This is a genomic window from Streptomyces sp. NPDC021012, from assembly GCF_044333355.1.
Lineage (GTDB): Bacteria > Actinomycetota > Actinomycetes > Streptomycetales > Streptomycetaceae > Streptomyces.
Window position 1 is genome coordinate 944,191 of record NZ_JBIRQU010000001.1, and the last position, 13,368, is coordinate 957,558.

9 protein-coding genes are annotated in these 13,368 nt (G+C 73.4%); 5 read left to right on the plus strand and 4 right to left on the minus strand.

Annotated elements, in window-relative coordinates; translation table 11 throughout:
- The first annotated feature begins 25 nt into the window (after positions 1 to 25).
- The 5 genes from ACH4TP_RS04435 (at position 26) to ACH4TP_RS04455 (ending at position 7,352) form a co-directional block, all read left to right on the plus strand.
- Entirely contained in the window at positions 26 to 1,228 is a 1,203-nt protein-coding gene (locus ACH4TP_RS04435) for a sensor histidine kinase (RefSeq protein ID WP_398435602.1), read from the plus strand.
- A 111-nt stretch (positions 1,229 to 1,339) separates the two neighbouring features.
- The gene (locus ACH4TP_RS04440; protein ID WP_398435603.1) at positions 1,340 to 2,629 is read left to right on the plus strand and encodes a sensor histidine kinase; all 1,290 of its coding nucleotides are present in this window, start codon (positions 1,340 to 1,342) and stop codon (positions 2,627 to 2,629) included.
- Positions 2,630 to 3,407: 778 nt separating this feature from the next.
- On the plus strand, positions 3,408 to 4,079 hold the full coding sequence (locus tag ACH4TP_RS04445; RefSeq protein ID WP_398184335.1) for a LuxR C-terminal-related transcriptional regulator: 672 nt from the start codon (positions 3,408 to 3,410) through the stop codon (positions 4,077 to 4,079).
- Positions 4,080 to 4,360: 281 nt separating this feature from the next.
- A complete protein-coding gene (locus ACH4TP_RS04450) occupies positions 4,361 to 6,298 on the plus strand; it encodes a 2-oxoacid:acceptor oxidoreductase subunit alpha (protein WP_398435605.1) in 1,938 nt (645 codons plus the stop codon).
- Positions 6,291 to 7,352 carry a 2-oxoacid:ferredoxin oxidoreductase subunit beta gene (locus ACH4TP_RS04455; protein ID WP_398435607.1) on the plus strand — a complete coding sequence of 354 codons (1,062 nt, stop codon included), beginning with the start codon at positions 6,291 to 6,293 and terminating at the stop codon, positions 7,350 to 7,352. Before ACH4TP_RS04450 ends, ACH4TP_RS04455 begins: the two co-directional genes overlap by 8 nt.
- 39 nt (positions 7,353 to 7,391) lie before the next feature.
- Here ACH4TP_RS04455 and ACH4TP_RS04460 read toward each other — a convergent pair whose 3' ends face one another.
- The 4 genes from ACH4TP_RS04460 to ACH4TP_RS04475 form a co-directional block, all read right to left on the minus strand.
- Positions 7,392 to 9,572 (minus strand): bifunctional serine/threonine-protein kinase/ABC transporter substrate-binding protein, encoded by a 2,181-nt coding sequence (locus tag ACH4TP_RS04460; RefSeq protein WP_398435785.1) that lies wholly within the window; start codon positions 9,570 to 9,572, stop codon positions 7,392 to 7,394.
- Positions 9,573 to 9,574: 2 nt separating this feature from the next.
- Complete coding sequence (locus ACH4TP_RS04465) at positions 9,575 to 11,773, minus strand: ABC transporter substrate-binding protein (protein WP_398435787.1); 2,199 nt, start codon at positions 11,771 to 11,773, stop codon at positions 9,575 to 9,577.
- 215 nt (positions 11,774 to 11,988) lie between these two features.
- Entirely contained in the window at positions 11,989 to 12,819 is an 831-nt protein-coding gene (locus ACH4TP_RS04470) for a hypothetical protein (protein ID WP_398435608.1), read from the minus strand.
- A 75-nt stretch (positions 12,820 to 12,894) separates the two neighbouring features.
- Positions 12,895 to 13,275: a winged helix-turn-helix transcriptional regulator gene (locus ACH4TP_RS04475; protein ID WP_389221040.1), complete on the minus strand. Its 381-nt coding sequence runs from the start codon at positions 13,273 to 13,275 to the stop codon at positions 12,895 to 12,897.
- Positions 13,276 to 13,368: the final 93 nt, after the last annotated feature.

Here is a 13,368-nt window from a genome sequence, read left to right on the forward strand (position 1 = left end):
CTCTCCGACCGGCAGGCTGGGGACCATGAGCGCCGATCTTGATCCCCGCCAGCCGGTCGAGTCCCTTGGCTCCGTCGAGACCCCCCGTCCGCCGGTGCTGTTCGCCTGTGGGAAGGAGACCTGGAAGGAGGTCGCCTTCCTCCTCTCCAACCTGTTCACGGCGCTGGCCGGTTTCGTCTACGCGGTCGTCAGCGTCACGCTCGGCGTGGGCCTCGCGGTCACCGTCATCGGGCTGCCGCTGCTCGCCCTCGGCCTCTGCGGCGCCCGCTTCATCGGCAAGTCGGAGCGGATGCGGGCCCGGGCGCTGCTCGGCACGCGGATCGCCGAGCCGTCCCCGCTGCCCTCGCGCGGCGGCTTCTTCGGCTGGCTGTGGTCCACGCTGAAGGACCCGGTGGCCTGGCGGACCCAGCTGTACGGGCTGATCCGGCTGCCCTGGGGGATCCTGACGTTCGTCCTCACCCTGGTCTCGCTCTTCGTCCTCTGGCCCGTCCTGCCGTTCCTGACCCGCGTCCTGTCGTACGGCGACCAGGTCATGGTCCACGGACTGCTCTCGCCCTCCGACGAGCTGGAGCGGCGGATCGCCGAACTGGAGTCCGACCGGGGCGTGGTCGTCGACACCGCCGCCGCCGACCTGCGGCGCATCGAGCGCGACCTGCACGACGGCGCGCAGGCCCGGCTCGTCGCCCTCGCGATGGGCCTCGGCCTCGCGAAGGAGAAGCTGCTCGCCGACCCGGAGGCCGCCGCCGCGATGGTCGACGAGGCGCACGGCGAGGTGAAGCTCGCCCTCCAGGAGCTTCGCGACCTCGCCCGGGGCATCCACCCCGCCGTCCTCACCGACCGGGGCCTGAGCGCGGCCCTGTCCTCCGTCGCCGCGCGCTGCACCGTGCCCGTGAAGGTGGAGGTCGACCTGGCGGAGCGGCCGGCGGAGGCCATCGAGGGCATCGCGTACTTCACGGTCTCGGAGCTCCTCCAGAACGTCTCCAAGCACGCGCGCGCCCGGTCCGCCTCCGTGGAGGTGTGGCGGGTCGGCGACCGGCTGATGCTCCAGGTCGCGGACGACGGGGCCGGCGGGGCGCGCTTCGACGGCGGTACGGGGCTCGCGGGGCTCGCGGAGCGGCTCGGCGCGGTCGACGGGCTGCTCGTCCTGGACTCCCCCGAGGGCGGCCCGACGACGGTCACGGCGGAGCTGCCGTGGCGGTCCCGGCCGACCTCGGGGCCCGTCCGGTAGGGAAAACCCCCGCCCGCAGACGCCGACCTCCCTCATGGTCCGGCGGGTCGCGAAACGGAACCCTGGAACACGTACCGCCCGCCCCCGTCCGAGGAGAGAAGGAACCCCGCGATGGCCGCCTCCCACCGACTTCCCGCCGCGATCCGCGCGCCGTTCGAGGCCCGCACCTGGCGCGCCTTCCTGTACGTGCTGATCGGGCTGCCGCTGAGCGTCCTCTGGTTCGCGCTCTCCGTCTCCTTCGTCTCGGCCGGCGCCGGGCTGCTCATCACCTTCCTCGGCGTGCCGATCCTCGCCGGGGCGCTCGGGATGTGCCGGGGCTTCGGCGCGGTGGAGCGGGCCCGGGCGCGCGGGCTGCTCGGCCTCGACGTGGCGGCGCCGGAGCCGGTGCGCGGGCGGACCGGCGGGGCGCTCTCCTGGATGGGGGCCATGCTGAAGAGCGGCGCGTCGTGGCGGCACCTGCTGTACGCGGTCCTGCACATGCCGTGGGCCGTCTTCTCCTTCTCGGTGACCGTGGCGCTGTGGACCTGGGGCTGGAGCCTCTTCACGTACCCCCTGTGGCAGTGGGTCTTCCCCGCGTGGGTCGGGCAGGACGGCATCCAGCTGTACGGGGACGCCAACCACTCCTTCTACCTCGACGCGCCCTTCGAGATCGCCGTGACCAGCGCCATCGGGCTCGCGTTCGTCCTCATCGGGCCGTGGGTGCTGCGCGGGCTCGTCTCCGTCGACCGGCTCCTCGTCTCCGGACTCCTCGGCCCCTCGCGCCTCGCCTCGCGCGTCACCGAGCTGGAGTCCGACCGGGGCGTCGTCGTCGACACCGCCGCGGCCGACCTGCGGCGCATCGAGCGCGACCTGCACGACGGGGCGCAGGCGCGGCTCGCCGCGCTCGCCATGGACCTGGGGCTCGCGAAGGAGAAGCTGGCCCGGGACCCGCAGGCGGCGGCCGTCCTCGTCGACGAGGCGCACGGCGAGGTGAAGCTCGCCCTCCAGGAGCTTCGCGACCTCGCCCGGGGCATCCACCCCGCCGTCCTCACCGACCGGGGCCTGGACGCGGCCCTCTCCGCCGTCGCCTCCCGCTGCTCGGTCCCCGTCTCCGTCTCCGTGGACCTCCCCTCCCGGCCCGCCCCCGCCATCGAGGGCATCGCCTACTTCACCGTCTCCGAACTCCTCCGCAACGTCACCCTCCACTCCGGCGCCCGGCGCGCCTGGGTCGACGTCTGGCGCACCGACGACCGCCTGCTCCTCCAGGTCCGCGACGACGGCACCGGCGGCGCGCGCCTCTCCGGCGGCACGGGCCTCTCCGGGCTCTCCGAGCGGGTGGGGGCGGTGGACGGGGTCCTCGCGGTCGACTCGCCCACGGGTGGCCCTACGACGGTGACCGTGGAGCTGCCCTGGCGCGCGTAGCGCCGACGCCGTGCGCCGGGCCCGCGCCCAGCTGGGCGGCGCCCTCGCCCCGTTGTGGGCCACGCCACCCGTGGCGGGCCGCGCCCGCCCCCGTTGCGGGCCGCGCCCGCCCCCGTTGCGGGCCGCGCCCCGCCCGTTGTGGGCCGCGCCCCGCCCGTTGTGGGCAATCGTTCCGCTGGGGCGGAACGGGTGGGCACAACGGACCCGCGCCCTGCCGGCGCCAGAGGCTTCCGAGCCCGGACCCGCACCCGGTGCACGGCGCACATGGGGTGCGGGTCCAGGCGCGGAACGCGGAGGCGCCGCTAGAGGGCGCCGTCCCGTGTGCCCACCCGTCCCGCCCCAGCGGGACGATTGCCCACACGGGGGGTGGGAGGGGGCACCGCCCCGCCGGGCGCGCGGCCCACACGGGCGGGGGGGGCGAAGCCCCAGGCGGGTGCGGGCCCCAGACGGGGCGTGGCCGAAGCCCCGGGCGAAGCGCACCGCCCCGCGCGGGCGCGGGCCCCGCACGGGGGCGGGGCGGAGCCCCAGACGGGCGCGGGCCCCACACGGGCGCGGGGCGAAGCCCCAGGCGGGTGCGAGCCCCAGACGGGGGCGGGGCGGAGCCCGGGCGGAGCGCGCCGCCCAGCGCGGGCGCGGGCCTCGCGGCGGGGCGACGCGCGTGGGCGGGCGGGCGCGCGGAGGTGGGCGAAGCGCGGCGTCGGGGGGCGTGGAAATGCCATGCTGGGGGTTCGAGTGGATCACCGGAGCATGGGGGCGGCAGGGCGTGAGCGTGCAGGACGTGGCGGGTCGGGTACGGGTGGTCATCGCGGAGGATTCCGTACTGCTCCGGGAGGGGCTGACCCGGCTTCTGACGGATCTGGGGCATGAGGTCGTCGCCGGGGTCGGGGACGGCGAGGCGCTGGTGGAGACGGTGGCGGGACTGGCGGGCGAGGGCGCGCTGCCGGACGTGGTCGTGGCCGACGTACGGATGCCGCCGACGCACACCGACGAGGGCGTCCGGGCGGCGGTGCGGCTGCGGAAGGAGTACCCGGGCCTCGGGGTGCTCGTGTTGTCGCAGTACGTGGAGGAGCAGTACGCCACCGAACTGCTGGCCGGTTCCACCCGGGGCGTGGGGTACCTGCTGAAGGACCGCGTCGCGGAGGTCCGCGAGTTCGTGGACGCGGTCGTGCGGGTGGCCGGGGGCGGTACGGCCCTGGACCCGGAGGTCGTGCAGCAGCTGCTCGGCCGGAGCCGCCAGCAGGACGTGCTGGCGAATCTGACCCCGCGCGAGCGGGAGGTCCTCGGTCTGATGGCCGAGGGGCGGACGAACTCCGCCATCGCGAAAGCGCTGGTCGTGAGCGACGGCGCGGTGGAGAAGCACATCAGCAACATCTTCCTGAAGCTGGGCCTCTCCCCGAGCGACGGCGATCACCGCCGGGTTCTCGCGGTATTGACGTACCTGAAGTCCTGATCACCTGACACCTCGTCAGATAAACTGGTCCTAGACCCAAAGAACGAGCGGAACCCGACTTTCCGGAACACTCCGGGTGGCGACAGAACGTGACGATTCAGGGCAAGAGGGCGTCTCAAAAAGAGGTCCAGGATGCGAGAAGTCCCGGGAAGGCCCCCCTTACCGTCGTAGGGTGGGCCTCGGGACGGTAGGTGATCTCCGTACGGGGTCGCCTGCCGCACCCCGAGCCTTCTCCCCGCCTCCGGCGGAGAGTCCCCTTGCCGCGAGGGAGGTCCAGTTCAGTGACCAGCCAGGTCAGTAGCGAGGCCGGTGAGGCCCTGGTCGGGGAGCAGCGCAGCGCTCCTGCGACGCCCCACCACGGCACCGAGAAGGAAGTACGCCGGCTCGACCGGGTGATCATCCGTTTCGCGGGTGACTCCGGTGACGGCATGCAGCTCACGGGTGACCGCTTCACCTCCGAGACGGCGTCCTTCGGGAACGACCTCTCCACGCTGCCGAACTTCCCCGCCGAGATCCGCGCCCCCGCCGGAACCCTGCCGGGCGTCTCCTCCTTCCAGCTCCACTTCGCCGACCACGACATCCTGACCCCCGGCGACGCCCCCAACGTCCTGGTCGCCATGAACCCCGCCGCATTGAAGGCCAACATCGCCGACGTCCCCCGCGGCGGCGAGATCATCGTCAACACCGACGAATTCGCCAAACGCGCCATGGCCAAAGTCGGCTACGCGACGTCTCCGTTGGAGGACGGGTCGCTCGACGGCTACCGGGTCCACCCCGTACCGCTGACCACCCTCACCCTGGAAGCCCTCAAGGACTTCGGCCTGTCCCGCAAGGAAGCCGAACGCTCCAAGAACATGTTCGCCCTCGGCCTGCTGTCCTGGATGTACCACCGCCCCACCGAGGCCACCGAGACCTTCCTGCGACAGAAGTTCGCCAAGAAGCCCCAGATCGCCGAGGCGAACATCGTCGCCTTCCGCGCCGGCTGGAACTTCGGCGAGACCACCGAGGACTTCGCCGTCTCCTACGAGGTCGCCCCCGCCACCCGCGCCTTCCCCACCGGCACGTACAGGAACATCTCCGGGAACCTCGCCCTGTCCTACGGCCTGATCGCCGCCTCCCGTCAGGCCGACCTGCCGCTGTATCTGGGCTCGTACCCGATCACGCCGGCCTCGGACATCCTGCACGAGCTGTCCAGGCACAAGAACTTCGGCGTGCGCACCTTCCAGGCCGAGGACGAGATCGCCGGCATCGGCGCCGCCCTGGGGGCCGCCTTCGGCGGCTCCCTGGCCGTGACCACGACGTCGGGCCCGGGTGTGGCGCTGAAGTCGGAGACGATCGGGCTGGCGGTGTCGCTGGAGCTGCCGCTCCTCATCGTGGACATCCAGCGCGGCGGGCCGTCGACGGGTCTGCCGACGAAGACCGAGCAGGCGGACCTGCTGCAGGCCATGTACGGGCGCAACGGCGAGGCCCCCGTCCCCGTCGTGGCCCCGCGCACTCCGGCGGACTGCTTCGACGCCGCCCTGGAAGCCGCCCGGATCGCGCTGACGTACCGCACCCCGGTGTTCCTGCTGTCCGACGGCTACCTGGCCAACGGCTCCGAGCCCTGGCGGATCCCCGAGGTCGAGGACCTGCCCGACCTCACCACACCGTTCGCGACCGGCCCGAACCACACCCTCACCGACGGCACCGAGGTCTTCTGGCCCTACCAGCGCGACCCCGAGACCCTGGCCCGCCCGTGGGCGGTGCCCGGCACCCCCGGCCTCGAACACCGCATCGGCGGCATCGAGAAGCAGGACGGCACCGGCAACATCAGCTACGACCCGGCCAACCACGAGTTCATGGTCCGCACCCGCCAGGCCAAGATCGACGGCATCCAGGTCCCGGATGTGGAGGTCGACGACCCGGACGGCGCCGCCACCCTGGTGCTGGGCTGGGGCTCCACCTACGGCCCCATCACCGCGGCCGTGCGCCGCATCCGCCGCGAGGGCGGCCACATCGCCCAGACCCACCTGCGCCACCTCAACCCCTTCCCCACCAACCTCGGCGAAGTCCTGGCACGCTACGACAAGGTCGTCATCCCGGAGATGAACCTCGGCCAGCTCGCCACCCTCATCCGCGCGAAGTACCTCGTCGACGCCCGCAGCCACACCCAGGTCAACGGCATGCCGTTCAAGGCCGAGCAGCTCGCGGCCGCCCTCAAGGAGGCCATCGATGCCTGAGCCCACCGAGTCGCTCCTGCACCTGGTCCCCAAGGCCGAAGCCGCCCAGTCCATGAAGGACTTCAAGTCCGACCAGGAAGTCCGCTGGTGCCCCGGCTGCGGCGACTACGCCGTCCTGGCCGCCGTGCAGGGCTTCATGCCCGAACTCGGCCTGGCGAAGGAGAACATCGTCTTCGTGTCAGGCATCGGCTGCTCCTCCCGCTTCCCCTACTACATGAACACCTACGGGATGCACTCCATCCACGGCCGCGCCCCCGCCATCGCCACCGGCCTCGCGACCTCCCGCCGCGACCTGTCCGTCTGGGTCGTCACCGGCGACGGCGACGCCCTGTCCATCGGCGGCAACCACCTCATCCACGCCCTGCGCCGCAACGTCAACCTCAAGATCCTGCTCTTCAACAACCGGATCTACGGCCTCACCAAGGGCCAGTACTCCCCGACCAGCGAGCTCGGCAAGATCACCAAATCGACGCCGATGGGCTCCCTCGACGCCCCCTTCAACCCCGTCTCCCTCGCCCTGGGAGCCGAGGCGTCCTTCGTGGCCCGCACCGTCGACTCCGACCGCAAACACCTCACCGAGGTGCTGCGCCAGGCCTCCCAGCACAACGGCACCGCGCTCGTGGAGATCTACCAGAACTGCAACATCTTCAACGACGGCGCCTTCGAAGCCCTCAAGGACAAGGACCAGGCCACCGAGGCCGTCATCCGCCTCGAACACGGACAACCCATCCGCTTCGGCACCGACCACGGCAAGGGCGTCGTCCGCGACCCCGCCACCGGCGACCTGAAGGTCGTCGAAGTCACCCCGGACAACGAGGCACAGATCCTCGTCCACGACGCCCACGCCACCACCCCCACCACCGCGTTCGCACTGTCCCGGCTGGCCGACCCGGACACCCTGCACCAGACGCCCATCGGCGTCTTCCGCTCCATCGACCGGCCCGTCTACGACACCCTCATGGCCGAACAGCTCGACACCGCCGTCGAACAACGCGGCAAGGGCGACCTGGGCCAGCTCCTCACAGGCAACGACACCTGGACGGTCGTCGGCTGACGTACGGTCGCGTGGCCGGTTGCGTGGCCGGTCTCGTGGTCAGTCGCGCTTCGCTGCCTCGGCGAACGGGCCGAGGCAGCGGGGTTTTCCGGACTTGATCTGCCAGAGGGTCAGGCCCACGAGCTGGGACTCCGAGCGGTCGTTGGAGCGGGCGTTGTAGGACCTGGCCACGCCGCGGTAGGCGAGGTCGTCCTTCATGAAGGCGTTCGCCAAGGCCGCGCTCGGGTGCGCCGCGTTCCTCTTGAGGGCGGTGCGCAGTGCCTGCGCCGTCCAGAACAGGGCGTCGTACGACTCCACCGCGAAGCGCTCCACGGGGTCCGTGGCCGCGAGGTGCCAGCGCTTGCGGTACGCGGCCGTGAACGGCTTCGCGGTCGGGATCGTGTCGGGATCGGTGTAGCCCGTCCCGAAGTACCAGCCCTCGGCGGCCGGTCCCGCCACGGCGAGGAACTCCGGCCCGAGCGCGGCCTCGACGCTGCCGCGGGGGCCCCGGTAGCCCTGCTGCCGCAGGGCCCTGGCGCACAGGGCGGCCCGGCGCGGTGACGTCCCCAGGTACATCACGCCCGTGGGGGAGGTGGCGAGTGCCTCCCGGACCGCCGGGCCGAAGTCCTCGCTGTCCGCCGCGACCCGGTGCACCGTGACCGTGCCGCCGGCGGGGGGAGAGTTCTGCGCGCTCCGGGCGGCGCTCCAGCTGTAGGTGCCGGCGGCCCGGTCCTCGATGACCGCGGTGCGGCCCAGGTGGTGTTCGCTGAGATAGCGGCCGAAGGGCACGATCATCGCTTCGACGTAGGGACGCATCTCGAAGTAGGTGCGCGTCTCCTGCGTCTGGCCCCGGATCTGCCCGTCCGTGACCGTCGGCACCAGGCTGAGCATGGGCACCCTCGGGTCCACGAGCACGTCTGCCGCCGCCAGGGCCGTCTCGGGGGTCGTCGGGCCGAGGACGGCGACCAGGGCCGGTTCCCTGAGGAGGGCGCGGGCCCCGGCGGCGGCCCGCTTGGGGTCTCCCCCGTCGTCCGTCACCTTGAGCACCAGGTCGAAGGGCCGGTCGGCGCGGGCGTTGAAGGTCTCCGTGGCGAGGCGCAGTCCGCGTTCCTGGGCGCGTCCGTCCGCCTTGGCCGGGCCGCTGAGGTCGGTGAGGACGCCGAGCGTGTACGCCGTCCGTACGGTCCCGCCGCCGGTCCCGCCGCCGGTGCCGCCGCCCGGGTCCCGGCCGAGCAGCCAGGCGGTGAGGCCGGCCGTGCCCGCGACGGCCCCTGCCGCGCCGAGGGCGAGGAAGCGGCGCCGTGAAGTTCCCTGAGGTTCCTCGGGGTTGAGCACGGTGGGGTCGGCGACGGGCAGGTCGAGGACCCGGGAGGAGCGCTGGGCGATCAGGGCGGGCAGGCCGGGCGGCAGCCAGTTCCCCGTCGCCGGGCCCTCGTAGGGGCCGAGGGCGTCCCGTACCTCGGCGGCGGTCGGACGGTCGGCGGCGTCCTTGGCGAGGCAGGCCGCGACCAGGGGGAGGAGCGTGTCCGGTACGTCGTCGAGGACGGGTTCCTCGTGGACGGTGCGGTAGACGACGGCGGCCATCCCGCCCGTACCGAAGGGGCGTTCGCCGGTGAGGGCGTATGCGAGGACGCAGCCGAGCGAGAAGACGTCGGCGGCCGGGCCGACCTCGCCGGCGCCCGCGGCCCGGGCCTGTTCGGGGGCGAGGAAGCCGGGGGTGCCGATCATCGCGTCGGTGGCGGTGAGGGCGGTGGCGCCGCTGACCCGGGCGATGCCGAAGTCGATGAGCCGGGGTCCGTCGAGGGCGAGGAGGACGTTGCCGGGTTTGACGTCCCGGTGGACGAGCCCGGCCGCGTGCATGTCGGCGAGGGCGTCGGCGAGCCGGGCGCCGAGGGTGCGGACGGTGGGCTCGGGCAGGGCGCCGTGCAGGGCGACGGCCTCGGCGAGCGAGGGTCCGGGGACGTACTCGGTGGCCAGCCAGGGTTCACGGGCCTCCGGGTCGGCGCCGAGGACGCGGACGACCCAGCGGCCGGTGATCCGCTCGGCGGCGGTCGCCTCGCGGCGGAAGCGGGCCCGGAAGCCGGGGTCGGCGGCGTGCTCGGCGCGGATCAGCTTGAGCGCGGCGAGCGCGCCGCCGGCGGAGCGGGCGAGGTAGACCACGCCCATGCCGCCGGTGCCGAGCCTCCCGAGCAGCCGGTAGCCCGCGAGGGAGGAGGGGTCGGCCTTCTTGAGGGGCTGCACGCTCACGCCTTCGCGGGTTTGGCGGGCTCGGCGGGCGCGGGGCCGAGGTACTTGTAGGCACCCTTCTGCACGCCGTAGAGGAAGGTGCCGACACCGGTGAGCTCGCCGTTGTCGCCGAACTGGTAGCCACCCATGGCCCCGGTGTACTTCTGCTCGCGCAGGGCCTCCCACAGGCCCTTGCGGGTGAGGGGGCCCTTGGGGGCGCGCGTGGTGAGCCAGGACGCGACCAGGCCGACCACGTCGAAGGATTCGCCGGTGTAGTAGGCGGGGGCGGTGCCGTAGCGCTTGCGGTGGGCGTCGAGGAAGTCCTGGGTGAGCTTGCGGTCGGCCGCCTTCTGCCGGGTGTCGGCGGCCCGTTGGACGGGGTCCATGACGGGCGCGCAGACGAACCAGTTCTCGGCGGCGCTCCCGGCCTCCTTCAGGAACTCGGTCCCGAAGACGTGCTGGCCGGTGAACCGGGGCCCGGTGAAGCCGAGTTCGTTCAGGGCGCGGGCGGCGAGCACGGCCGTGGAGCGGACGCCGTTGTGGACGTACGCGTCGATGCCGGCGTCGATCATCTCGCCGATGATCGAGCGGTAGTCGGTGGCCCGGCCCGGGACGACCCGGTAGTGCGGCTTGAGGCCGGCCTTTTTGAAGCCGTAGCGGCCGCCGCTGGTGTACTGCCAGCTGTACTGGTCGTCGGTGCGTTCCTGGAGGACTCCGGGGCGGCGGATCTGCGGCAGCAGCGTGACGGACCAGGAGAGGTAGACGCCCGCCATGAAGTGGTTCGGGATGGCGCGGAGCACAGTCGTGTTCGGCGGGCTGCCCGCGTCGCCGCGCAGGGTGAAGAGGTTGTAGCCCGCCGAGGTGGTAAGGAGGGGCACGCCGGCCTCCTCGAAGGCGGGGAGCGCGGCGATGCCGGTGTCGTCGGAGGTGGGGCCGAGGACGGCGAGCACGGAGGGGTCGGAGGTGAGCCTGCGGGCGGCGGCGAGGGCGCCGGTGCGGTCGCCGCGGTCGTCGGAGACCTTGAGTTCGAGGGTGAAGGGCTTGCCCTTGTGGACGGCGTTGAACCGCTCGACGGCGAGGCGGGCGCCGCGCTCCTGGGCCCGGCCGATCTCCCGGGCGGGCCCGGTGAGGTCGGCGAGGACGCCGATGGACCAGGTGTCGCGGGGTTTGGGCGCGGGGTGCTTCCCGTCGCTGCCGTTGTCGTCGCGCCGGTCGAACAGCGCGAAGGCGCCGCCGCCCGCCGCGAGGACGGCGGCACCGGCGCCGAGCAGCAGGAAGCCGCGCCGGCTGCGCTTCGCCGGGGCGTCCGGGGCCGTGCCGGGGGCGGTCGGGTCGATGTCGGGGAGGGCGAGCATCCGGGCGGAGCGTTCGGCGATGGTCCGGACGACGGGGGCGGGCAGCCATTCGGCGCCGTCGCGCGGGGTGTCCTCGACGAGCTGTACACCGACCTCGGCGGCGGTGGGCCGGGCGGCCGGGTCCTTGGCGAGGCAGGCCCGGACGAGGCCGAGCAGTCCTTCGGGTACGCCGGTGAGGTCGGGTTCGTCGTGGACGGTGCGGTACATGAGGGCGTCCACGGCGCCGGTGCCGAAGGGCGGGCGGCCGGTCGCCGCGTACACGAGGAGGCAGCCGAGGGCGAAGACGTCGGCGGGCGGGCCGATGGCGTCGGTGCGGGCCTCGGCCTGTTCGGGGGCGAGGAAGCCGGGGGTGCCGACGACCATGTCGGTGGCGGTGAGGGCGGTCTCGCCGGTGGCGCGGGCGATGCCGAAGTCGATGAGCCGGGGGCCGTCGACGGCGAGGAGGACGTTGCCGGGCTTGACGTCGCGGTGGACGAGTCCGGCCGCGTGGACGGCGGCGAGGGCGCGGGCGACGGACCAGCCGAGGAGGCGGACGGACCGCTCGGGCAGCGGGCCGTGCGCGGTGACGGCCTCGCCGAGGGAGGGTCCCGCGACGAAGGCGGTGGCCATCCACGGTTCGGGCGCGTCCGGGTCGGCGCCGGTGACGGGCACGGCCCAGGGGCTGGAGACCCTGCGCGCGGCCTCCACCTCGCGGCGGAACCGGGCCCGGAAGTCGGCCTGGTCGGCCTGGTCGGCGTGGGTGACCTTCACGGCGGCGAGCTCACCGCTGTCGGTGCGGCCGAGGTAGACCACGCCCATGCCACCGGCGCCGAGCCGGCCGAGGAGCCGGTAGCCGGCGATCGACGAGGGGTCGGAGGCCAGGAGCGGCTGAAGCGCGCCGGGCTCGGGGGCGGGCCGGGCCCCGGGGCCGTGGTCCGGCTGCGCTCCGGACCCGTGCGCGGGCTGGTCGGCGGACCGGGAGCCGGCGTCGTGGTGCGGCTGGGCGTCGGACCCGTGCGCGGACTCAGAGCCGGGCCGGGAGCCGGGGCCGTGGTCCGGCTGGGCGCCGGGCTCGGGGGCGGGGTCGGGGATCGGGCTCACGACTGGGCTCCCAACTGCTTCTTGGCGCGGTCCTGCATGGTGGCGCTGGCCCGGACCTGGGAGAGGTTGGTCTCCGTCTCGGTGTGGCCGGGGGCTCCCTTGACGACGGCGGCGACGCTGACCTGGCCGATGCGCAGCTGGTACCAGCTGTAGAGCTGCGGTCCCTTGAAGGCGTCGTTGAGGTACGAGCCGCGTTCGATGAGGGAGTCGGTGTTCTCGTCGGCGCCGTAGGGCATGCCGAGCGACTGGAGGCCGGTGATGCGTTCGCCCTGGCGCAGCTCCTGGTCGGGGCAGCGCAGTGGTTCCTCCAGGGTCTCGGCCATCTCCCAGTCGGCGTCCGTGGGGGTGCGGTGGACGGTGACGGTGGCGGCGACGCGCAGGGGGCCCTTGCCGCCGGCGGCCGGGATCTCGCTGTAGGCGGTGACGCTGTAGAGGATGGAGCGGGGCAGGGTGCCGGCCTCCCACTCGCAGTTCTCGTCGAGGACCGGCCAGTAGCCGGTTTCGCTGAGGAACGGGGTCCGCTTGACGTAGTCGGGCCCCCAGTCGTCCGGCCCGGCCACGATCGCGAGGGCGAGCCGCCGCGCCTCGGCCTCGGTGCGCGGGGCCTTCTTCGGGTCCGGGGTGAAGACCGGCGCGGTCGGCTTCGAGGTCGGGGTCGGGGTCGGGGTCGGCGTCCCGGGCGTGCTCTTGCCCGGTGTCTCCCGGGGCGGCTTCGCGTCGCCCCCGCCGCCTCCCGACGAGCAGCCGGCCACGAGCGCCGCCCCCGCCGCCAGTGCGGCGCCGGCGCGCAGCACCCTTCCGTACGCGTCCCTCACTGTTCCCCCCACGGTCGCTCGCACGGTCCCCCGGTCGGTGAGGGAGATCGTACGGGCTCCGTGGATCAACTCGCCCGCTCTACAGCGTCATTGGGACGCCGCGCGCACGGTGTCGTAACGCACGCGCGCCGCCTCGACCGCGCCCACCTGCTGTTCGGTCCAGCGGGCGAGCTCCCAGACCTGGCGGGCGGCTCCCTCGCCGAGGGGGGTGAGGCTGTAGTCGACGCGGGGCGGGATGACGGGCTTGGCGTCGCGGTGGACGAAGCCGTCGCGCTCCAGGGTCTGGAGGGTCTGGGCCAGCATCTTCTCGCTGACGCCCCCGATCTCGCGGCGCAGCTCGCTGAAGCGGTACGAGCGCTCCATGAGGGCCGCGAGGACGAGGACGCCCCAGCGGCTGGTGACGTGCTCCAGGACGAGGCGCGAGGGGCACATCGGCTCGTTCACGTTCGGCTGCTTGCTTACTCCCATGCCAGTACCTTACTTCAAAGTGGGTACTTTCGAATGGTTAGCGCCTGTCGTACGGTGAGTGCATCGCCCAGCGAGCCCACGCCCCCCACGGGA

Excerpts from the sequence above, each read along its gene's own strand:
- ACH4TP_RS04435 (WP_398435602.1), top strand. The coding sequence starts at position 26 with ATGAGCGCCGATCTTGATCCCCGCCAGCCGGTCGAGTCCCTTGGCTCC.
- ACH4TP_RS04440 (WP_398435603.1), top strand. The coding sequence starts at position 1,340 with ATGGCCGCCTCCCACCGACTTCCCGCCGCGATCCGCGCGCCGTTCGAG.
- ACH4TP_RS04455 (WP_398435607.1), top strand. The coding sequence starts at position 6,291 with ATGCCTGAGCCCACCGAGTCGCTCCTGCACCTGGTCCCCAAGGCCGAA.
- ACH4TP_RS04475 (WP_389221040.1), bottom strand. The coding sequence starts at position 13,275 with ATGGGAGTAAGCAAGCAGCCGAACGTGAACGAGCCGATGTGCCCCTCG.